This is a genomic window from Corynebacterium heidelbergense (assembly GCF_028609845.1).
Taxonomy (GTDB): domain Bacteria; phylum Actinomycetota; class Actinomycetes; order Mycobacteriales; family Mycobacteriaceae; genus Corynebacterium; species Corynebacterium heidelbergense.
The window spans coordinates 1162787-1183202 of the sequence record NZ_CP063191.1 but is presented as its reverse complement, the minus strand read 5'-3'; the positions used below and the strand labels follow the sequence as shown (position 1 = coordinate 1183202).

Sequence of the window (20416 nt, the reverse complement as noted above, 5' to 3'; positions counted from 1 at the left end):
CACCATGGCAGAAGTTAACGCGAACGAGACCGCCGAGCGCGGTAGGCAGCGGCGTCAGCGCGTAGGGCGGCATATTGCGGACGCCAATCACGGCGCGCTGCTCATCACCGACCTGAAAAACGTGCGCTATCTCACGGGCTTCACGGGCTCCAACGCGGTTTTACTGCTGCGCCCCGATGGCTCCTGTGTGCTGGGCACCGACGGGCGCTACACCACTCAGGTCCGCCAGCAGACGGGGGCCCCGGAGGACATGGAGATCCTCATCGAGCGAGACCTGTTCGCCGCCCTGCGGGAAAAGGGCGCCTTCGCCGTGGAACCCTCCCTGCCCGTGGCCCGGGCCAAGGCGCTGGGGGACCCGCCGATCCTCAGCGGCACTGTCGAGCGCGAGCGCCTCATCAAGGACGACGCGGAGATCGACGCCCTGCGGCGGGCGGGGCACCTGGCCGATCGGGTGTGGACGGAGTTCTTGGCAGGGGGCGCGCTCCGGGCCAATCGCCCCGAGCGCGAGGCTGCGGCAGACCTGGAGTACCGGCTGCGCATGGCCGGGGCCGACGGACTGAGCTTCGATACCATCCTGGCCAGTGGGGCCAACTCGGCCAAGCCCCACGCGGGCGCATCTGGGGATCCTCTCCTCTACGGCCTCGTCACCGTGGACTTCGGCGTGTACGTCGACGGCTACGCCTCCGATCAGACCCGGTGCGTGAGCATCGAAAAGCCCCACGCGCTGGGCGCGGAGATCTACGACATCGTCCTACGGGCCCACCGGGCCGGCGCACAGCTTTTGGCCCCCGGTGCCCGGCTGCGGGATATCCACCAAGCCTGCGTGGATGTCATCGAGGATGCCGGCTACGGGCCGTTCTTCGTCCACAGCACCGGTCACGGTGTGGGGCTGGACGTCCACGAAGCCCCGTCGGCCTCTGGGTTCGTGGACCCCGAGGAAACCCTGCAGGAGGGCATGACCCTCACCGTGGAACCGGGCATCTACCTGCCCGGGCGGATTGGAGTGCGGCTGGAGAACACCTACGTCATCACACCCACCGGCGCGGAGAGCCTGAACCCCTCCTCGCTCGATCTTCACGTGGTCTAGCCCCCGGCGGCTGCTAGACTACCTAGGTTGAACTGGGTGGATGCGATCGGTGGAGGTGGCGTCCAAAAAAACATAACAACCGACCACAGAGAGGCTCTACGTGGCAACCACGGCAGACTTTAAAAACGGACTCGTCCTGAAGATCGACGGCAAGCTGCAGCAGATCGTCGAATTCCAGCACGTCAAGCCCGGCAAGGGCCCGGCCTTCGTGCGCACCAAGCTGAAGGACGTGATGTCTGGCAAGACTGTCGACAAGACCTTCAACGCCGGCGTCAAGGTCGAAACCGCGACGGTGGACCGCCGCGACATGACCTACCTGTACAACGACGGCACCAACTACGTCCTCATGGACGACAAGACCTACGACCAGATTGAAGCCGCCCCCCACCTGCTCGGCGACGGCGCCCGCTTCCTGCTGGAAAACACCAAGGTGCAGGTCTCCTTTCACGAGGGGGAGCCGCTGTTCGTGGACCTGCCCGTCTCCCTGGAGCTGCGCATCGAGCACACCGACCCCGGGCTGCAGGGCGATCGCTCCACGGGCGGCACCAAGCCCGCCACCCTGGAGACCGGCGCCGAGATCCAGGTGCCGCTGTTCCTGGAGACCGGCAACGTGGTCAAGGTGGATACCCGCAATGGCCAGTACCTCTCCCGCGTCAACAGCTAGGCTTCGCGCGCGGTGAAAGACGAACAACACCCAACTGGGTCCAAACGCCAACGGGCGGGCGAACGCGAGCAGGTCGGCCGCAAGCGCCACGGGTCCCGCTACCGGGCCCGGGCCCGGGCCGTGGACCTGCTCTTCGAGGCGGAGTTTCGGGATGTGGATCCGGTGGAGGTCATCGAGGAGCACGTGGAGCTCGCGCAGGATCCCACTGCCCACTACCGCCCAGTGATGCCCTACACCCAGACGATCGTCACGGGGGTGGCGGAGAACCTGGACGCCATCGACGACACCATCGCCGAGCACCTCTCCGAGGAGTGGAAGCTGGAGCGGCTACCCGCGGTGGACCGGGCTGTGCTGCGCGTGTCCACGTGGGAGCTGATGTTCAACCCGGAGGTGCCCAGGGAGGTCGCCACCGTGGAGGGCGTGGAGCTGGCCAGTGAGTACAGCCACGTCAAAGCCCAGGCCTACGTGCACGCCGTGCTGGACCGGCTGGCCGAGCGCTGGCGCGCCCCGGAACAGGAGAAGACCATGACCACTTTTGATGAAGACACTGCCGCCACGGCAGAGGTACTGGCCGACCAGGCACGCAGCCCGAAAGCCGGCGAACAGCAAGCACCGGAGGTGGACTCGCCCGCCGACGAGGACGCTGCGGAGCGCGCAAAGGCCGCCGAACGGGTCCTCATCGACCAGCATCGGGCCACCGAGCCCAGGCCGGAGGACCGGGGCTCGACTTCGGAGGCCTAACCCCCCGGCCCTTGCGTGCTAAGCTCGGGCGAGAAAAACGTCACCAAGACATCCTTTAACGGACCGCACTGTGAGGCGGGAAAGGAGGTCACGATGAGCCGAGCCACCGAAAGCTCGCCCCCGGTCACCCTGCTGGAACCGGAGGACGTGGGCCGCACCGTGGCGCGCATCGCGCACCAGATCATTGAGAAGACCGCGCTGGATAGCGCCGAATCCCCGCCCGTCATCCTGCTGGGGATCCCCTCTGGCGGGGTGCCGCTGGCCCGGCGCCTGGCCGAGCGCATCACCGAGTTCTCCGGGGTGGACGTCTTCCACGGCTCCCTGGACGTCACCCTCTACCGCGATGATCTGCGGACCAGCACCACGCACCGCGCCCTGAAACCCACTACGGTCCCGGATCGCGGAATCGACGGCAGCACCGTCATCCTCGTCGACGACGTGCTCTACTCCGGCCGCACCATCCGGGCCGCCCTCGACGCTCTGCGGGACATCGGCCGGGCCGGACAGGTGCAACTCGCCGTCCTCATCGACCGCGGCCACCGGCAATTGCCCATCCGCGCGGACTACGTGGGCAAAAACATCCCCACCTCCTCCACGGAGGACGTCATCGTGGAGCTCAGCGAGCTCGATGGCCAAGACCGGGTGCTGTTGCACCGACCAGGGGCCACGCCCACCCACGCCGAGAGCACCACGACGACCACCAAGGGAAACAGGGGCACCCAGGCATGAAGCACCTCCTCAGCATCGCGGACCTCTCCGCGGCGGAAATCACTGGCCTCCTCGACGAGGCCGATCGCTTCCACGAGGCCCTCCACGGGCGGGAGATGAAGAAGCTGCCCACGCTGCGCGGCCGCACCATCTTCACAATGTTCTACGAAAACTCCACCCGCACCCGCTCGTCCTTCGAGACGGCCGGCAAGTGGATGAGCGCGGATGTGATCAACATCTCCGCCTCCAGCTCCAGCGTGAAGAAGGGCGAATCCCTCAAGGACACCGCCTTGACGCTCAAGGCCGTGGGGGCGGACGCGATCGTCATGCGCCACCCCTCTTCCGGTGCGGCCCGGCAAGTGGCCGGGTGGCTCACCGATACCGCGGTGGTCAACGCCGGGGATGGGGCCCATGAGCACCCCACCCAGGCGCTTTTGGACGCCACCACCTTGCGCCGCCATCGCGGGCAGATCGAGGGAACCCACGTGGTCATCGTCGGGGACATCCTGCACTCCCGCGTGGCCCGCTCTAATGCCGAGCTGCTCACGGCCCTCGGCGCGGACGTGACCTTCGTGGCTCCCCCCACGCTGCTGCCCTTCGGAGTGGAGACCTGGGGCCGGGAAGCAGGGGGCCAGGTGCGGGTCACCCAAAACTTCGATGATGCCCTCCGCGGCGCGGACGCGGTGATGATGCTGCGCGTGCAGCAAGAGCGGATGAACGGCGGATTCTTTCCCTCCCACCGCGAATACGCGGTGCGCTACGGGTTGTCCCCCCGGCGCCTGGCCGCGATGCGGGACGGGGCGATTGTCATGCACCCCGGGCCCATGCTGCGCGGCATGGAAATCAGCGACGATGTGGCGGATGCCCCCAACGCCGTGGTGCTCCAGCAGGTCACGGCCGGTGTGCACGTCCGCATGGCCGTCCTCTTCACCCTGCTCGTCGGCCCCCAGGCCCAGTTGAACCTAGGAAAGGCGCAATGAACCAGCCCACAACCGAGTCCGCCTACCCGAGCACGGGGGCTTTAGCGCCGCACCCCACCGGGGCTGCCGCAGAACTACTGTTGCGCGGGGTCCTGCCCTATGGGGAGGGGGAACCCATAGACGTTCTCATCCGGGATGGGGTCATCGCCGAGATGGGGCCGGACCTCGCCGATGCGCTCTCCCCGGAGGGCACGAGTGTGGACCTGCAGGGCCAGGTGCTGCTGCCCGGCCTCGTTGATATGCACGTCCACCTGCGGGAACCGGGCCGCGAGGACACCGAAACCATCGCGACCGGCTCCGCCGCCGCCGCCCAGGGCGGCTTCACGGCGGTGTTCACGATGGCCAACACCTCCCCGGTCATGGACAACCCAGCCATCGCGGAGACGGTGTGGTTCAAGGGGCAGAACACCAACCTCTGCGACGTGCACCCGGTCGGCTCCATCAGCCGTGGTCTGCATGGTTCCGAGCTCACGGAGTTCGGCATGATGGCTGATTCGGACGCCAAGGTCCGGATGTTCTCCGACGACGGCAAATGTGTGCACGATCCGCGCCTCATGCGCCGCGCCATTGAGTACGCCCGAGGCGAAGACGTGTTGCTGGCCCAGCACTGCGAGGAGCCCCGGTTGACGGAGGGCGCCGTGGCCCACGAGGGTTCCACCGCCGCGCGCCTGGGCCTGCGGGGCTGGCCGCGCGTCGCCGAGGAGTCCATCGTGGCCCGGGATGCCATCATGGCCCGCGACTACGGCGGCCGCCTACACATTTGCCACGCCTCCACCGAGGGGACCGTGGCCCTGCTGCGGTGGGCCAAGGAGCAACAGATCCCGCTCACGGCGGAGGTCACCCCCCACCACCTGCTGCTCACCGACGAGCGCCTGGCCACCTACGACGGAGTGAACCGAGTCAACCCACCCCTACGGGAACACCGCGACGTCCAGGCGCTGCGCCGGGCCCTCGCCGAGGGCATCGTGGACTGCGTGGCCACGGACCACGCCCCCCACGGCAGCGAGGAAAAGTGCTGCGAGTTCGACCTCGCCCGCCCCGGGATGCTGGGGCTGGAGACCTCCCTGGCGCTGATCGCGCAGATCTTCGTCCTCGACGGGGACCAGGACTGGCGCTTCGTGGCCCGGGTCATGTCCGAAAACCCCGCCCGGATCACCAAACTCCCCGGCCACGGCCGTCCCATCGCGGTGGGGGAGCCGGCCAACCTCTGCGCGGTGGACACCACCCGTAGCTGGGTTGCCAGTGGCAGGGATATGGCCTCCAAGGCGCGGAACACTCCCTACGAGGGCATGGACATGCCCGTGCGGGTATCCACCACCATCCTGCGCGGCAAGATCACCTGCCGCGACGGCCAAGCCGTCACCTAACCCCCCCGCACAGCCTCGCGGGAAAGTGCAGTCGGCGCTTGGTCGGGGTTGGCGTCCAGAAGAAGAAGAACACAACAGAAAGTAGGGACCACACGTGACACGGAAGCACCCCCGCACTCCTGCGGCGCTGGTCTTGGCGGACGGCCGGATCTTCCGGGGCGAGGCCTTCGGCGCGCAAGGTCAGACCCTGGGCGAAGCAGTCTTCACCACGGCCATGACCGGATACCAAGAGACCATGACGGACCCCTCCTACCACCGGCAAATCGTGGTCGCCACAGCACCGCACATCGGCAATACCGGGTGGAACGACGAGGACTCGGAATCCCACGGCGACAAGATCTGGATCGCTGGGCTGGTTGTTCGGGACCTCAGCCACACCGTGTCCAACTGGCGGGCCAACCGCAGCCTCGAGGCGGAAATGCGGGCCCAGAACATCATCGGCATCCAGGGGGTGGATACCCGGGCCATCGTCCGGCACCTGCGAGACAAAGGCTCCGTGGCCGCCGGGCTGTTCTCCGGGGAGGAGCTGCCCAGTCAGGAGGAGATGCTCGCGACGGTCCGCGAACAGCCCACCATGGCCGGGGCAGACCTGGCCGGGGATGTCTCCACCGACGACGCCTACGTGGTGGATCCGGAGGGGGAGACGCGCTACACCGTCGTGGCATACGACATGGGTATCAAGACCAACACCCCCCGCGAGTTCATTAAGCGCGGCGTACGCACCGTCGTCGTCCCCTCGGATACCCCCTTTGAGCGGGTGCAAGAGCTGCTGGAGGAATACCAGGGGCAGGGCGTGTTCGTCTCGAACGGGCCCGGCGACCCCGCCACCGCAGACGTGACCGTCGCGCAGGTGCGCAAGGTGCTCGGCGCCAAGATCCCCTTCTTCGGCATCTGCTTCGGCAACCAGATCCTGGGCCGCGCGCTGGGCATGGATACCTACAAGTTGAAGTTCGGCCACCGCGGCACGAACGTGCCCGTCCTCAACCACGTCACCGGCGCCATCGACATCACCGCCCAAAACCACGGTTTCGCCCTGGCCGGGGAGCCGATGGCCGAATTCGACACGGACTTCGGCCCCGCCCGGGTGACCCACACCTGCCTCAACGACGGGACGGTGGAGGGAGTCGCGCTGACCAACGGGCTGGCCTTCTCCGTGCAATACCACCCAGAATCCGCCGCCGGCCCGCACGACGCTAACCCCCTGTTCGACGACTTCATCCGCATGCTGGACGGCGCAAAAGCCCCCGGCGCGGCCATCTAAAGCTCGCCGCACCCTCTACCCCCACGCTCCACCGCTGTACATCCCCACGGAAAGGCCCTTCATGCCCCGCCGCACAGACATCAACCACGTGCTCGTTATCGGCTCCGGCCCCATCGTCATCGGCCAGGCCTGCGAGTTCGACTACTCCGGTACGCAGGCCTGCCGGGTGCTCAAGGAGGAGGGCCTGCGGGTGACCCTCATCAACTCCAACCCGGCCACGATCATGACGGACCCGGAGTTCGCGGACCACACCTACATCGAGCCCATCCAGCCGCAGTACATCGAGAAAATCTTCGCTGCGGAGCAGGCGGAGGGGCACAAGATCGACGCGGTTCTGGCGACCCTCGGCGGCCAGACCGCACTCAACGCGGCAATCCAACTGGACCGGCTGGGCATCCTGGAAAAGTACGGCGTGGAGCTCATCGGCGCGGACATCGACGCGATCGAGCGGGGGGAGGACCGGCAGAAGTTCAAGGACATCGTCGCAAAGATCGGCGGGGAGTCCGCGCGCTCGCGCGTGTGCCACAACATGGCGGAGGTCTACTCCACGGTGGAGGAGCTGGGCTTGCCCGTCGTCGTGCGGCCCTCCTTCACGATGGGCGGCCTGGGTTCCGGGCTGGCCTTCACGCAGGAGGATCTGGAGCGCATTGCCGGCGGCGGGCTGGCGGCATCCCCGGAGGCGAACGTGCTGATCGAGGAATCCATCCTGGGGTGGAAGGAGTTCGAGCTGGAGCTCATGCGCGATGGGGCGGACAACGTCGTGGTAGTGTGCTCCATCGAGAACGTGGATGCCCTGGGCGTGCACACCGGGGATTCCGTGACGGTGGCCCCCTCCCTGACCCTGACGGACCGCGAGTTCCAGAAGATGCGCGACCAAGGCATCGCAATTCTGCGCGAGGTGGGCGTGGACACGGGCGGCTGCAACATCCAGTTCGCGATCAACCCCACCGACGGGCGCCTCATCACCATCGAGATGAACCCCCGCGTCTCCCGCTCCTCCGCCCTGGCCTCCAAGGCCACGGGCTTCCCCATCGCTAAGCTGGCCGCGAAGCTGGCCATCGGCTACACCCTGGACGAGGTTCGCAACGACATCACCGAGGTCACCCCCGCGGCCTTCGAACCCACCCTGGACTACGTGATCGTCAAGGCCCCGCGGTTCGCCTTCGAGAAGTTCCCCGGCGCCGACGACACCCTGACCACCACCATGAAATCCGTGGGGGAGGCCATGGCGGTCGGCCGCAACTACATCACCGGGCTGAACAAGGTCATGCGGTCCCTGGAGACCAAGCCCGCCGGGTTCTGGACCGCGCCGGATTCCTCTTTTGCCGGTGAGGACGCCACCAACCTCGCGCGGGTCCTCGACGGCCTGCGCAGACCCACGGAGGGCCGCCTCTACGATGCAGAGCTGGCGCTGCGCCTGGGAGCCAGCGTGGAGCAGGTCTACGAGGCCTCCGGCATCGACCCTTGGTTCCTGCACGAGCTGGTGGCGCTGGTGGAGTTCCGCGAGGAACTGGAAAGCGCGCCGGTGCTGGATGTGAACTTGCTGCGCCGCGCCAAGTACATGGGCTTGTCCGACCGCCAGATCGCGGCGCTGCGCCCGGAACTGGCGGGGGAGGACGGGGTGCGCGCCCTGCGCTGGGCCCAGGGGATCCGCCCGGTGTTCAAGACGGTGGATACGTGTGCGGCGGAGTTCGAGGCCAAAACCCCGTACCACTACAGCTCCTATGAGCTGGACCCGGAGGCCGAGTCGGAGGTCGCCGAGCAGCGGGAGAAGAAGAAGGTTCTGATCCTGGGCTCTGGCCCCAACCGCATCGGCCAGGGCATCGAGTTCGATTACTCCTGTGTCCACGCCGCCCTGGAGCTGTCCCGGGTGGGGTACGAGACGGTGATGATCAACTGCAACCCGGAGACCGTCTCCACCGACTACGACACGGCGGACCGCCTGTACTTTGAGCCGCTAACCTTCGAAGACGTGATGGAGGTCTACCACGCCGAATCCCAGTCCGGGGAGATCGCGGGGGTCATTGTGCAGCTCGGCGGGCAGACTCCGCTGGGGCTCGCGCAGCGGTTGGCGGATGCGGGGGTCCCCATCGTGGGCACCAGCCCGGAGGCCATTAACTCCGCCGAGGATCGCGGGGAGTTCGGCAAGGTGCTGTCCCGCGCCGGTCTGCCCGCCCCGGCCTATGGCACGGCAACGAGTTTTGCGGAAGCCCGGGAGGTGGCCGCTCGCATCGGGTACCCGGTGCTCGTTCGGCCCTCCTACGTCCTGGGCGGTCGGGGCATGGAGATCGTCTATGACGAGCAGTCCCTGGAGGACTACATCACCCGGGCCACCGAGCTGAACACGGACCACCCGGTGCTGGTGGACCGCTTCCTGGACTCCGCCATCGAGATCGACGTGGATGCCCTCTGTGATGGGGAGGACGTGTACCTGGCCGGCGTGATGGAACACATCGAGGAGGCGGGCATCCACTCCGGGGACTCCGCCTGCGCGCTGCCGCCGATGACCCTCGGCGCCGAGGACATCGAGAACGTCCGCCGCTCGACGCGCGAGCTGGCGTTGGGTATCGGTGTGAAGGGCCTGATGAATGTGCAGTTCGCGCTGAAGGACGACACGCTCTACGTCATCGAGGCCAACCCCCGGGCCTCCCGCACGGTGCCGTTCGTATCCAAGGCCACCGGCGTGCCCCTGGCCAAGGCGGCGGCCCGGATCATGCTGGGGGAGACCATCTCCTCTTTGAAGGAGGAGGGAGTGCTGCCGGAGGATCGCGACGGCGGCAGCCTGCCCATGGGTCATCCCATCGCGGTGAAGGAAGCCGTCATGCCCTTCAACCGGTTCCGCTCCCCGGACGGGAAGGTGCTGGATTCCCTGCTGAGCCCGGAGATGAAGTCCACCGGGGAGGTCATGGGGCTTGACGCGGACTTCGGCACCGCCTTCGCCAAGTCCCAGGAGGGGGCCTTCGGTTCCCTGCCGACCGGGGGCACGGTGTTCGTCTCCATTGCCAATCGGGACAAGCGCACCCTCTTGATGCCCATCCAGCGCCTGGCCAGCCTGGGCTTCCAGGTGTATGCCACCGCCGGATCTGCGGGCATGTTGCGCCGCAACGGGGTGGAGTGCACCGTCGTCGCCAAGGTCTCCGATGTGCAGCGGGATCCGCAGGCAGCGGGCCGCAGCGTGGTGGACCACATCCAAGACGGGGAGATCGACCTCATCATCAACACCCCTGCCGGGTCCGCCGGGGCCCGCAATGACGGCTACGACATCCGCGCGGCCGCGGTGAAGAAGGGCATCCCCTGCATCACCACCGTCCAAGGCACCGTCGCCGCAGTGCAGGGCATCGAGGCGCTCCTCAATCGTGAGACCGGAGTGCTGGCCATCCAGGAGATCGATCACTCATGAGCGCGGGCCAGCACACCTTCGGCGAGCGCTTCACGCTGCGCGCCGCCACGCACGGACAGCTCTGCGTGGGCATGGATCCGCACCCCCACTTGCTGCGGGCCTGGGGCTTGCCGGTGAGCGCGGAAGGGCTGCGGGAGTTCTCTCGCCGCTGCGTGGAGGGGTTCGGGGAGGCGGCCTGTGTGGTCAAACCCCAGGTGGCCTTCTACGAGGCTTTTGGGTCCGTCGGCTATGCGGTGCTGGAGGAGGCCATTGCGGCGCTGCGGGAGCGGGGTGTGCTCGTTATCGCGGACGCCAAGCGCGGCGATATCGGTTCCACGATGGCCGGATACGCGACGGCGTGGCTGGCGCCGGAGTCCCCGTTGAGCGTGGATGCCCTCACGGTATCCCCCTGGCTGGGCGTGGACTCCCTGACTCCCGTGTTCGAACTGGCGCAACGCCACCACAAGGGAGCAATTGTGCTCGCGGCGACCTCCAACCCGGAAGCCCCAAGTGTCCAGCGGGCCCGGTGCGCCGAGGGGGACCGTCGGCTGGATCAGGACGTCGTGGACCGGGTGGGCAGGCTCAACGCCGAGCGAACCGGGGAAGGTCCCGGCAACCTGGGCGTGGTAGTGGGCGCCACGGTGCAGGATCCACCGAACCTGGACGCAGTGGGCGGAGTGATTCTCATGCCGGGGGTCGGAGCGCAGGGGGGCACCCCCCAGGACGTGCGGCGAATCGCGGGCAACGCGCTGGAATTAGTCAGTCCGAACGTCTCCCGCGCCGTCCTGAAGTCCGGACCGGAGCCGCAGGCCCTGCACGCTGCCGTGCTGGAACACACGGCGGCGCTGGCCCTGTCCACGGGGCCGACTGCCTAAGGTGTTAGACTGTCCGAGCAGTTAGCCCGGGACACGCCGAGGCGCAACAGCCCTTGGCACGATAGCTGAGGGTGGGCGCGGCGTTTTGGGGGTGAGAATAATCTCATTCCTTGACGATTGTCAGTGGCCCACCACTACCTTTGGTTCGGGAGTGTCGACTGGCTTTAGCCAGCGGCACCTCCTACGCTCTACCGGTGTTCACTTCCAGGGTGAACCTGAGAACGTTGGAGCGTCACCCACATGGGCGGCACGTAACCCCGGAGGACATCCGTTGCGATGTAGCTCCAGTAAACGGCTGGCGGCTCGCGCTTTCCCACCAATGCGGGGAAGCCGGATCGGCAGCGCATAGACCGATAGCATTCTTTGACACATACGGAGGAACCCCGTGGCACTTCCAGAGTTGACCCCGGATCAGCGCGCAGAAGCTCTCAAGAAGGCGGCTGAGGCCCGCAAGGCTCGTGCTGAGCTGCGTGAGAAGCTCAAGCGAGGCGGCACCGACCTGAAGCAGGTGCTCAAGGACGCGGATACCGATCCGATTCTGGGCAAGATGAAGGTCTCCGCTCTGCTGGTCTCCCTGCCCAAGGTGGGCAAGGTCAAGGCGGAAGAGATCATGAACCAGCTCGAGATCGCCCCCACCCGCCGTCTGCGCGGCCTGGGCGATCGTCAGCGTCGCGCCCTGCTGGAGCACTTCGGCTTCGAGGCGTAGGGACTTGAGCGCACAACTGTCTGGCGGGCGAGTGGTCGTTTTGGCTGGCCCCTCCGCCGTGGGGAAATCCACGGTAGTCTCCCGCTTGCGCAGCGAGGTTCCCAACCTCTTCTTCAGCGTGTCTATGACGACACGCGACCCACGCCCCGGCGAAGTGGACGGGCAGGATTACATCTACGTCACCCGAGAGCAGTTCCGTCGGAATATCGACTCTGGCCTCATGCTGGAATGGGCCGAGATCCACGGCGGTCTGCAGCTTTCGGGTACTCCCCGCGAACCGATCGAGGCGGCGCTGGCCGACAATCGCCCGGTGCTCGTGGAGGTGGACCTGGAGGGGGCACGTAACGTGAAGGCCCTTATCCCGGACAGCCACACTGTCTTCCTCGCGCCCCCCTCCTGGGAGGCCTTGGTTCAGCGCCTGACCGGCCGGGGCACCGAGAGCCAGGACGTCATCGACCGGCGGCTGCAGACCGCCAAGCGGGAACTCGCCGCACAGGACGAATTCGACCACGTAGTGGTCAACGATAACGTGGATAGTGCAGTGGCCAGCATCGCCGAGATCCTCAGCTAACCCAAAACAACCGCAATTCCGAAGAAGGTGTCTTTTCGTGGAGAATTCCACCGCCGCCGATACCAACGACATGGTCTTTGACCCGCCCATTGGGATCACCAACCCGCCCATCGATGAGCTGCTCACGAAGGTGTCCTCCAAGTACGCACTAGTGATCTATGCAGCGAAGCGCGCCCGGCAGATCAACAACTACTTCCAGACCATCGACGATGGGGTCTACGAGTACGTCGGCCCCCTGGTAACCCCGGAAATCCACGAGAAGCCGCTGTCCATCGCCCTGCGCGAGATCAACGGTGACCTGCTGGAGCACACCGAGGGCTAAAGGGGAATATCCTGTCCGGTGTGACTAACCACGTGCCGTCATTCGCAACTGCCAGCCCCCGCCGGGTGCTGGTGGGCGTGGGTGGCGGCATTGCGGCCTTCAAGGCCCCCCATTTGGTCCGCTACTTCACCGAGGCCGGGGTAGATGTACGCGTTGTGCCCACCCCCGCTGCCCTGAAGTTCGTCGGCGCCCCCACCTTCGAGGCCCTCTCGCACCACCCGGTGAGCACGGAGGTCTTTGACGACGTCGAGAGCGTGCAGCACGTCCGGCTCGGCCAGGAGGCCGACCTCATCGTCATCGCCCCGGCGACGGCGGATCTGCTGGCCCGCCTGGCCCACGGCCGCGCGAATGACCTGTTGACCAGCTCCTGCCTGGTGGCCACGTGCCCCATCGTCGTGGCCCCCGCGATGCACACGGAGATGTGGTGCAACCCGGCAACCCAGGCCAACGTGGACACCTTGCGCAGCCGGGGGATCACGGTGTTGCACCCCGCCCACGGCCGCCTGACCGGGACGGACACCGGGCCCGGGCGCATGTTGGAACCGGACCATATTGGGGCCCTGGCCCTGGCCGCTTATCGCAGTCGGCCCGGGGCCTTCGATCAGTCCCTGGCAGGGGTCAAGGTGGTTGTCTCCGCCGGGGGGACTTACGAGCCCTTGGACCCGGTGCGCTTCCTCGGCAACTCCTCCTCCGGCAAACAGGGCTATGCGCTGGCGGACATTGCGGCCCAGCGCGGCGCCGAGGTGCACATTGTGGCGGGCGTGACGGAAAACCTTCCCCTGCCCCCGGGGGCCCAGGTCACCAAGGTGGGTACGGCCCTAGAAATGCACCGTGCCATGGAACACGCCGCAGCGGATGCGGACGTGGTCATCATGGCCGCCGCAGTGGCGGATTACCGGCCGGGCCAGGTGGCCGGCGCCAAGCTGAAGAAGGGCTCGGCCGCGAACCTCAACACGCTCGAGCTGGTGGAGAACCCCGACATCCTGCGCAGTCTCGTGCAGTCCAGAGGGGCGGAGTGCCGCCCGCTGCTGGTGGGGTTCGCCGCGGAGACGGGGGACACCGACGGCGATCCTCTGCATCACGGCTTGGCCAAGCTGAAGCGCAAGGGCTGCGACATGATCATGTGCAACGCGGTGGGGGAGGGCAAGGTGTTCGGCCAGGAGGATAGCTCCGGGTGGATTCTCGTGGCCCCCCCGGCACCGGGGGAGGACGCCACCTCCCGCGCGCAGGCCGAAGGAGGCGCTCGGGTTATTGGCGTCCCCAATGGGCACAAGCTGGACGTGTCCATCCGTATCCTCGATGTGGTCGAGCACCTCTTGGAGCGCGACTATCGGGCAATAGACCGCTTGGTCTAGGATGATCCAGTCCGACACAACACGTAAAAGAGGTTTGAGAAAACAGTGGCATTGCGCTTGTTCACCAGCGAGTCCGTGACCGAGGGGCACCCGGATAAAATCTGCGACGCCATCTCCGACTCCATCCTGGACGCCATGCTGCGGGAGGACCCCAACGCCCGCGTCGCGGTGGAGACCGTTGTGACCACCGGACTCGTTCACGTCGTCGGGGAAGTGCGCACCAGCGGCTACGTGGAAATTCCGCAGATCGTCCGGGATACCCTCACCCGCATCGGATTCACCTCCTCAGACGTGGGATTCGACGGCCGGACCTGCGGGGTGAGCATCTCCATCGGCGAACAATCCCCGGAAATCGGCCACGGGGTGGACACCGCCATGGAACACCGCAACTCCCACACGGGGGACCTCGACGAGGAGGATCGACTCGGCGCCGGGGACCAGGGGCTCATGTTCGGCTATGCCACGAACGAGACTAAAGAGCTCATGCCCCTGCCGATCTCGCTGGCCCACCGGCTCGCCCGTCGGCTCACGGACGTGCGCAAGGCGAACATCGTCCCCGGCCTGCGGCCCGATGGCAAGACCCAGGTGACCTTCGCCTACGACGAGTCGGGCACGCCGGTGGCCATCGACACCATCGTCATCTCCACCCAGCACGACGAATCCTGGTCCGGCGCGCCCCAGCAGCGCTCCCTCGAAGCATCCCTCAAACAGCACGTTATCGACCACTGCATCCGGGAAGCGGGCATCCACCACCTCGTCACCCGGGACATGACGATTCTCGTCAACCCCTCCGGCTCCTTCATTCTCGGCGGGCCCGCTGGGGATGCCGGCCTCACCGGCCGCAAAATCATCGTGGACACCTACGGCGGTATGGCCCGCCACGGCGGCGGGGCCTTCTCCGGCAAGGACCCCTCCAAGGTGGACCGCTCCGGGGCCTACGCCATGCGATGGGTGGCCAAGAACATCGTCGCCGCCGGGCTAGCGGAGCGCGCCGAGGTGCAGGTGGCCTACGCCATCGGCCGCGCCAAGCCCGTCGGCCTGTACGTGGAGACCTTCGGCACGGAGAGCATGCCCGTCCAGGCCATCCAGGATGCCGTGATCGAGGTCTTCGACCTGCGCCCCAACGCCATTCTGCGGGAGCTGGAACTGCGCCACCCCATCTACGCCCAGACCGCGGCCTATGGCCACTTCGGCCGCACCGACATCGACCTGCCATGGGAGCGCACGAACCGAACCGACCAGCTCCGCTCCGCCGCACAGCGAGCCGCCGCCCGGCCCAGCACCCCCGCACGCAGCCCCCTGGGGGCCTCCAACCACCGCTAGGCGCCCCCCGGGAGAAGCCATGAACGAGCCGGTCGCACGCGTCCTGCCGCTGCTGTCCGTGCCCCATCTGGACCGGTTGTTCGACTACCGGGTGTCACACGAGCTCTACGACACCGCCCAACCGGGGGTGCGGGTGCGGGTGCGGTTCAGCGGCCGCCTCGTGGACGCGATTCTCATTGAGCGGCGGCGGTCGACGGATTACGCCGGCCAGCTCAAGCCCATCGAGCGCGTGGTCAGCCCCATCCCGGTGGTCCCGGAGTACCTGTGGCGCATGGTGGGCCACCTCGCCGAGCGCAGCGCCGGGACCCGCTCGGACATCATCCGTTCCGTCATTCCGCCGCGCCACGCCCGCGCGGAGGCCGATGGTCTGTTCGGGGGCGGCAAACCCTGGGCGGATCTCGTCGGCTCCCTGGTTCCGGTCGAGGAGTGCCAACGCAGCAGCATGGCGGACGCCACCGCCGCCTGGTCCGCCTTCCGCTTCGGCCCAGAGCTGGTCCGCGCCGCAGTGGAGGGGCGCCACCCCCGGGCCTCGGTGCTGATCCCGCCGGGGCTGGACCCCGCCGAACTGGTCGCCGCGCTGGCGGCGGCCACGGCCTGGGGGGAGGGGGGCGTGCTGGTGCTGGCGCCTACGAACCGGGCAGTTCATGCCGTGGTCGCCGCCCTACGGCGGTGGCTCTCGGCGGCCCAGATCACCCAGATGACGGCGGCGGAGAGCCCGGCGACCCGCTACCGGCGCTACCTGGCCATCGTGAAGGGGCAGGCGCGGGTGGTGGTGGGGACCCGATCGGCGATGCTGCTGCCCGTGGCGAAGCTGCGGCTCGTCGTCGTGCTGGGGGAGGGCGACGACAACTTGGTGGACCCCCGGGCCCCCTATCTGCACGCCCGGGAGGTGGCCATGCACCGCGCGGAGGCCCAGGAGGCGGGCCTGGTCTTCACCGGGGTACACCGCAGCGCGGAACTCCAGCAGTGGGTGGAGCAGGGCCGACTGCACACCGTGAGGCCCGCGGTGGAGGAGCTGCGCCGCCGCATGCCGCTCATCCGGGCCGTGGGCGATAGCGAGGTGGCCCAGGCCGCGGAGGCCACCACGGCGGGGTCCGGGCGCATCCCGCACGTGGCCTTTACCGCGATTCGTTCGGCCCTGCAGGCGGGGAGCCCCGCGCTCATCCAGGTTCCCCGCCGCGGATATGCCCCGGCGCTGGCGTGCTCCGCTTGCCGAGCTCCCGCGCGCTGTCGGGCCTGCAACGGGCCCCTGGAGCTGCGGGGCCAGGAAGATTCCCCCGTAGTGCCGACCTGCCGGTGGTGTGGCCGTCCCGATCCGGCCTTTCGTTGCGGGGACTGCGGCCACCGGGGGGTGCGCATGACGGTCCTCGGCCATGACCGCACCGCAGAGGAACTCGGGCGGGCCTTTCCGGGGATCCCCGTGGTCCGCTCGTCTTCCGACCGCATCGTAGACAGCGTGCGCCGCCGGCCCGAGATCGTGGTGGCCACCCCCGGTGCCGAGCCCAGGGTGGCGGAGGGGCTCTACGGCGCAGCGGTTTTGCTGGATCCGTGGCTCCCCCTCGGCCGCCAAGATCTGCGGGCAGGGGAATCCGCCCTGCGGCAGTGGATGGAGGCGGCGGCCCTCGTCTCACCGCGCGCGGACGGCGGCTGCGTGGTCCTGGCCGGGGAGCCCCACCACGCGGCCGTGCAGCAGCTCATCCGGTGGGATCCCCTCGGTGCTGCCCGGCGGGAGCTGGTCAATCGCCGGGAGGCCCAGTTCCCCCCGGCGGTCACGGTCGCGGCGGTGGACGGCACCGCCCAGTCAGTCCAGGAGCTGCTGCAGTGCTGGGAGGCCCCGCCGGAATCGCAGGTGCTGGGCCCGGTGCCGTTGCCCGCGGGGGTGCGCCTGCCCGCCGGGTTGACCCCCACGCACGCCGACCAGGCCCGGCGCGCCATCATCCGGGTGCCCCACGCCCATGCCCACGCCCTGGGCACGAGTCTGCGGACTGCGCAGAATGTGCGCCAGATTCAACATGCCGCAGCTCCGCTGAGGGTTGTCATGGACCCCGTGCGCATCGGTTAACCTGAGGCCCATGACAGTGCTGAACATGCGACTTTTCGGAGATCCGGTCCTGCGCACCGTGGCGGACCCGGTGCAGGAGAACCCCGCCGAGGATCCGGCCCTGCGTACCCTCGTCGCGGACATGCTGGAGACGATGGATGCCTACGGGGGCGTGGGTCTGGCGGCTAATCAGGTGGGGGTCACCAAGCGCGTGTTTGTCTACGACTGCGACGGGGATCGCGGGCACATCTGCAACCCCACCTGGGAGCCGATTGGCCCCGAGATGATCACCGAGCAGGAGGGCTGCCTGTCTATCCCGGATGTAGGCGGGGAGGTCCCCCGGCAAGCCCGCGTGCGAGTGCGGGGCACGGATCTGGATGGCCAGCCCATCGACCGCGAGGTGGACGGGCTGCTGGCCCGCTGCGTGCAGCACGAGACCGATCACCTGGACGGGGTGCTCTTCCTGTCCAAGCTCGCCCCGGAGCAGCGCAAGGCGGCCATGGCCCAGATCCGGCAGTCGGAGTGGTTCAACCAATGAAGATTCTGTTCGCCGGGACCCCGGAACCGGCCGCGGCGGCCCTGCGTACCCTGGCGGCCAATCCGCGCCTGGAGATCCTGGGTGTACTCACCCAACCCGATGCCCGCACGGGGCGCGGCCGCAAGACACGCCCCTCCGCGGTGGCCCAGGCCGCTGCGGAGTTGGGCCTGCCGGTGCACAAGTGGGCCAGCCTGGCCCCCTCTGCGCCCGAGGCCGAGGAGGTGCGCCGCCACCTCCGCGACTACGCCGAGCACGGGGTTCACGCCATCGCCGTGGTGGCCTACGGCACGCTCATCCCGGCGGATCTGCTAGGTGCCCTGGAGCACGGCTGGATCAACCTGCACTTCTCCCTGCTCCCGCGGTGGCGTGGCGCTGCCCCCGTGCAGGCGGCCATCGCCGCCGGGGATGAGACGACGGGGGCCAGCATCTTCCGCATCGCCCGGGGCTTGGATACCGGCGATGTCCTGGCTACCGCCCCGGCTCCCATCGGCTCGGAGGTGACGGCGGGCGAGCTGCTGGAGGAGCTCACCGAGCTAGGTGCTCCCCTCTTGGCGCAGGCCCTGCTGGCCCTGGAGGAGGGCACGGCGACGCTCCGGCCGCAGCCAAAAGAGGGGGCCACCCATGCCCCGAAGATCACCGCCGCGGACGCCCAGATCGACTGGTCCCGGCCGGCAGGAACTATCCACCGTCGGTGCCGGGCGCACACCCCGGCCCCGGGGGCCTGGACGCTGGCAGACCAGGAAAGGTTCAAGATCGGCGCGCTGACCCCCGTGGACCCGCAGGCCCAACTACCCGCGCTGCAACCGGGTCAGGTGCATGCCGCGAAGAACGCCGTCTACGTGGGCACCGGCAGCGATCCCCTCGAGCTGCTCAGTCTCCAACCGCCCGCGAAGAAAATGATGAACGCCGCAGACTGGGCGCGCGGCCAGCAGTCCCGTCTGGCCGCCGGGCTGCGTTTTGCCGCAGCACCCGAACAGGAGGAGAACTAATGGGCGGTTTCCGCTCCCGTTCCGAGTCGGCCCGTGCCAATCGCTCGAGCGCCAAGAAGACCAACCCCACACTCGCTCCCCGGCGCCCCGCCCGCACGGTGGACCCGGTGCGCGAGTTGTGCCTGGACGTGCTGGGGGAGGTGCACGGTCAGGGGGCCTATGGCAATCTCCTGCTCCCCGGCGCGCTGCGGGCGGCGTCGATCGGCGGACGGGATGCCGCATTCGCCACCGAGCTGACCTATGGCTGTCTGCGGGCCACGGGGCAATTGGACGCCGTTATCGAAATGGCGGCGGGGCGGCCCATCGGTGCCATCGACCCCCCGGTGCTGGATGCGCTGCGACTGGGGACGTATCAGATCCTGCACACCCGGGTGGAACCCCATGCCGCCGTGGCTACCACTGTCGAACTGGTCCGCCACCGCGGCTTCAGCTCGGCAGCCGGGTTCGCTAACGGTGTATTGCGCACGATCACCCGCACCCCGGCGCAGGAATGGTTGCGTCGCATCGCCCCGGGCACGTCGATCGGGGATGTTGCACTGCGGTCGGCCCATCCCCGGTGGATTGCGGACGCCATTAACAACGCGCTGCTGGAGCCGGGGGCGGATACAGACACGACCATCAGCCCGGAGTTGGCAGAGGCCCTCGCCGCCAACAACCGCCGCCCAGCGGTCCACCTCGCGGCCCGGCCGGGGGCCATCTCCCAGGAGGAGTTGGCGCTGGTCACGGGCGGGGAAACCGGGGCTTACTCGCCCTATGCGGTCTACCTTCCCTCCGGGGATCCAGGGGATCTGGACGCCATCCGCCAAGGTTTGGCCTCCGTCCAGGACGAAGGATCCCAACTGGTGGCGTTGGCGCTGTGCCGGGCTCCGCTGGGCCGGGTGGACCGGGGCCGCTGGCTGGACCTGTGCTCCGGCCCCGGCGGCAAGACCGCCTTTCTCGCGGCGTGGGGACAGGGCGCGGAAACCTCCCAGCGGGTGCGGGTGGACGCGATCGAGGTCACCCGGCACCGCGCGGACCTAGTCGACAAGGCGACGCGGGGCCTGCCGGTGCGCGTGCACACCGGCGATGGCCGCGATCTGCGGGCCATCTCCTCGTTGGATATGCCCGCAGGATACGACCGGGTGTTGGTGGATGCCCCGTGCACGGGGCTGGGTGCGCTGCGCCGGCGTCCCGAGGCCCGGTGGCGCAAGTCCCCGGAGGATGTGGCGGAGCTGGTGGCGCTGCAGCGCGAGCTGCTCGCCGCGGGGCTGGCTGCAGCCGCCCCGGGCGGGGTGGTGGTGTACTCCACGTGCTCGCCGCACCTCGCCGAGACGCAGGAGGTGGCCCACGCGGTGGCGCGCAGCGAGGGGGCCGAGATCCTCGATGCCGGCGCTATTCTGCCGGAGGTTCCCCGAAGTGCCGCCGGACCCTTCATCCAGTTGTGGCCCCACCGCCACTCCACGGACGCGATGTTCATTGCCGCGCTGCGCAAACCCGGTGATTCCGGGGGACCGGAGGCCTCCGCGTAGT

The 20416-nt window shown here is 68.2% G+C and carries 17 protein-coding genes and 1 pseudogene; all 18 read left to right on the top strand.

Annotated elements, in window-relative coordinates:
• The first annotated feature begins 4 nt into the window (after nucleotides 1-4).
• The 18 genes and pseudogenes from CHEID_RS05230 (at nucleotide 5) to CHEID_RS05145 (ending at nucleotide 20415) form a co-directional block, all read left to right on the top strand.
• Complete coding sequence (locus CHEID_RS05230; RefSeq protein WP_112769415.1) at nucleotides 5-1087, top strand: M24 family metallopeptidase; 1083 nt, start codon at nucleotides 5-7, stop codon at nucleotides 1085-1087.
• Nucleotides 1088-1187: 100 nt separating this feature from the next.
• The gene (gene efp / locus CHEID_RS05225; RefSeq protein WP_112769416.1) at nucleotides 1188-1751 is read left to right on the top strand and encodes an elongation factor P; all 564 of its coding nucleotides are present in this window, start codon (nucleotides 1188-1190) and stop codon (nucleotides 1749-1751) included.
• Between the two features lie 12 nt (nucleotides 1752-1763).
• A pseudogene (gene nusB / locus CHEID_RS05220) lies at nucleotides 1764-2327 on the top strand (transcription antitermination factor NusB); the annotation flags it as partial.
• A gap of 258 nt (nucleotides 2328-2585) precedes the next feature.
• The gene (gene pyrR / locus CHEID_RS05215; RefSeq protein ID WP_112769418.1) at nucleotides 2586-3221 is read left to right on the top strand and encodes a bifunctional pyr operon transcriptional regulator/uracil phosphoribosyltransferase PyrR; all 636 of its coding nucleotides are present in this window, start codon (nucleotides 2586-2588) and stop codon (nucleotides 3219-3221) included.
• Nucleotides 3218-4180 carry an aspartate carbamoyltransferase catalytic subunit gene (locus tag CHEID_RS05210; RefSeq protein WP_112769419.1) on the top strand — a complete coding sequence of 321 codons (963 nt, stop codon included), beginning with the start codon at nucleotides 3218-3220 and terminating at the stop codon, nucleotides 4178-4180. The genes pyrR and CHEID_RS05210 overlap by 4 nt, the downstream gene beginning before the upstream one ends.
• Nucleotides 4177-5547 carry a dihydroorotase gene (locus tag CHEID_RS05205; protein ID WP_112769420.1) on the top strand — a complete coding sequence of 457 codons (1371 nt, stop codon included), beginning with the start codon at nucleotides 4177-4179 and terminating at the stop codon, nucleotides 5545-5547. The genes CHEID_RS05210 and CHEID_RS05205 overlap by 4 nt, the downstream gene beginning before the upstream one ends.
• A 94-nt stretch (nucleotides 5548-5641) precedes the next feature.
• Nucleotides 5642-6808, top strand: coding sequence for a glutamine-hydrolyzing carbamoyl-phosphate synthase small subunit (carA, locus tag CHEID_RS05200; protein WP_112769421.1), 1167 nt, complete (start codon nucleotides 5642-5644; stop codon nucleotides 6806-6808).
• A gap of 61 nt (nucleotides 6809-6869) precedes the next feature.
• Nucleotides 6870-10208 carry a carbamoyl-phosphate synthase large subunit gene (gene carB / locus CHEID_RS05195; RefSeq protein WP_112769422.1) on the top strand — a complete coding sequence of 1113 codons (3339 nt, stop codon included), beginning with the start codon at nucleotides 6870-6872 and terminating at the stop codon, nucleotides 10206-10208.
• Nucleotides 10205-11062: an orotidine-5'-phosphate decarboxylase gene (gene pyrF, locus CHEID_RS05190; protein WP_112769423.1), complete on the top strand. Its 858-nt coding sequence runs from the start codon at nucleotides 10205-10207 to the stop codon at nucleotides 11060-11062. Before carB ends, pyrF begins: the two co-directional genes overlap by 4 nt.
• A 385-nt stretch (nucleotides 11063-11447) precedes the next feature.
• On the top strand, nucleotides 11448-11768 hold the full coding sequence (gene mihF / locus CHEID_RS05185; RefSeq protein ID WP_112769424.1) for an integration host factor, actinobacterial type: 321 nt from the start codon (nucleotides 11448-11450) through the stop codon (nucleotides 11766-11768).
• 4 nt (nucleotides 11769-11772) lie between these two features.
• Complete coding sequence (gene gmk, locus CHEID_RS05180) at nucleotides 11773-12339, top strand: guanylate kinase (RefSeq protein ID WP_112769425.1); 567 nt, start codon at nucleotides 11773-11775, stop codon at nucleotides 12337-12339.
• Nucleotides 12340-12409: 70 nt separating this feature from the next.
• Nucleotides 12410-12661, top strand: coding sequence for a DNA-directed RNA polymerase subunit omega (rpoZ, locus tag CHEID_RS05175; RefSeq protein WP_112769433.1), 252 nt, complete (start codon nucleotides 12410-12412; stop codon nucleotides 12659-12661).
• 20 nt (nucleotides 12662-12681) lie between these two features.
• The gene (coaBC, locus tag CHEID_RS05170) at nucleotides 12682-14016 is read left to right on the top strand and encodes a bifunctional phosphopantothenoylcysteine decarboxylase/phosphopantothenate--cysteine ligase CoaBC (protein WP_112769426.1); all 1335 of its coding nucleotides are present in this window, start codon (nucleotides 12682-12684) and stop codon (nucleotides 14014-14016) included.
• A gap of 45 nt (nucleotides 14017-14061) precedes the next feature.
• Nucleotides 14062-15339: a methionine adenosyltransferase gene (metK, locus tag CHEID_RS05165; protein ID WP_112769427.1), complete on the top strand. Its 1278-nt coding sequence runs from the start codon at nucleotides 14062-14064 to the stop codon at nucleotides 15337-15339.
• A gap of 19 nt (nucleotides 15340-15358) precedes the next feature.
• On the top strand, nucleotides 15359-17401 hold the full coding sequence (locus CHEID_RS05160; protein ID WP_273660951.1) for a primosomal protein N': 2043 nt from the start codon (nucleotides 15359-15361) through the stop codon (nucleotides 17399-17401).
• Between the two features lie 10 nt (nucleotides 17402-17411).
• On the top strand, nucleotides 17412-17918 hold the full coding sequence (gene def, locus CHEID_RS05155) for a peptide deformylase (RefSeq protein ID WP_112769429.1): 507 nt from the start codon (nucleotides 17412-17414) through the stop codon (nucleotides 17916-17918).
• Entirely contained in the window at nucleotides 17915-18907 is a 993-nt protein-coding gene (gene fmt / locus CHEID_RS05150) for a methionyl-tRNA formyltransferase (protein ID WP_112769430.1), read from the top strand. Before def ends, fmt begins: the two co-directional genes overlap by 4 nt.
• Nucleotides 18907-20415: an RsmB/NOP family class I SAM-dependent RNA methyltransferase gene (locus tag CHEID_RS05145; RefSeq protein WP_112769431.1), complete on the top strand. Its 1509-nt coding sequence runs from the start codon at nucleotides 18907-18909 to the stop codon at nucleotides 20413-20415. The genes fmt and CHEID_RS05145 overlap by 1 nt, the downstream gene beginning before the upstream one ends.
• The last annotated feature ends 1 nt before the right edge of the window (nucleotide 20416 follow it).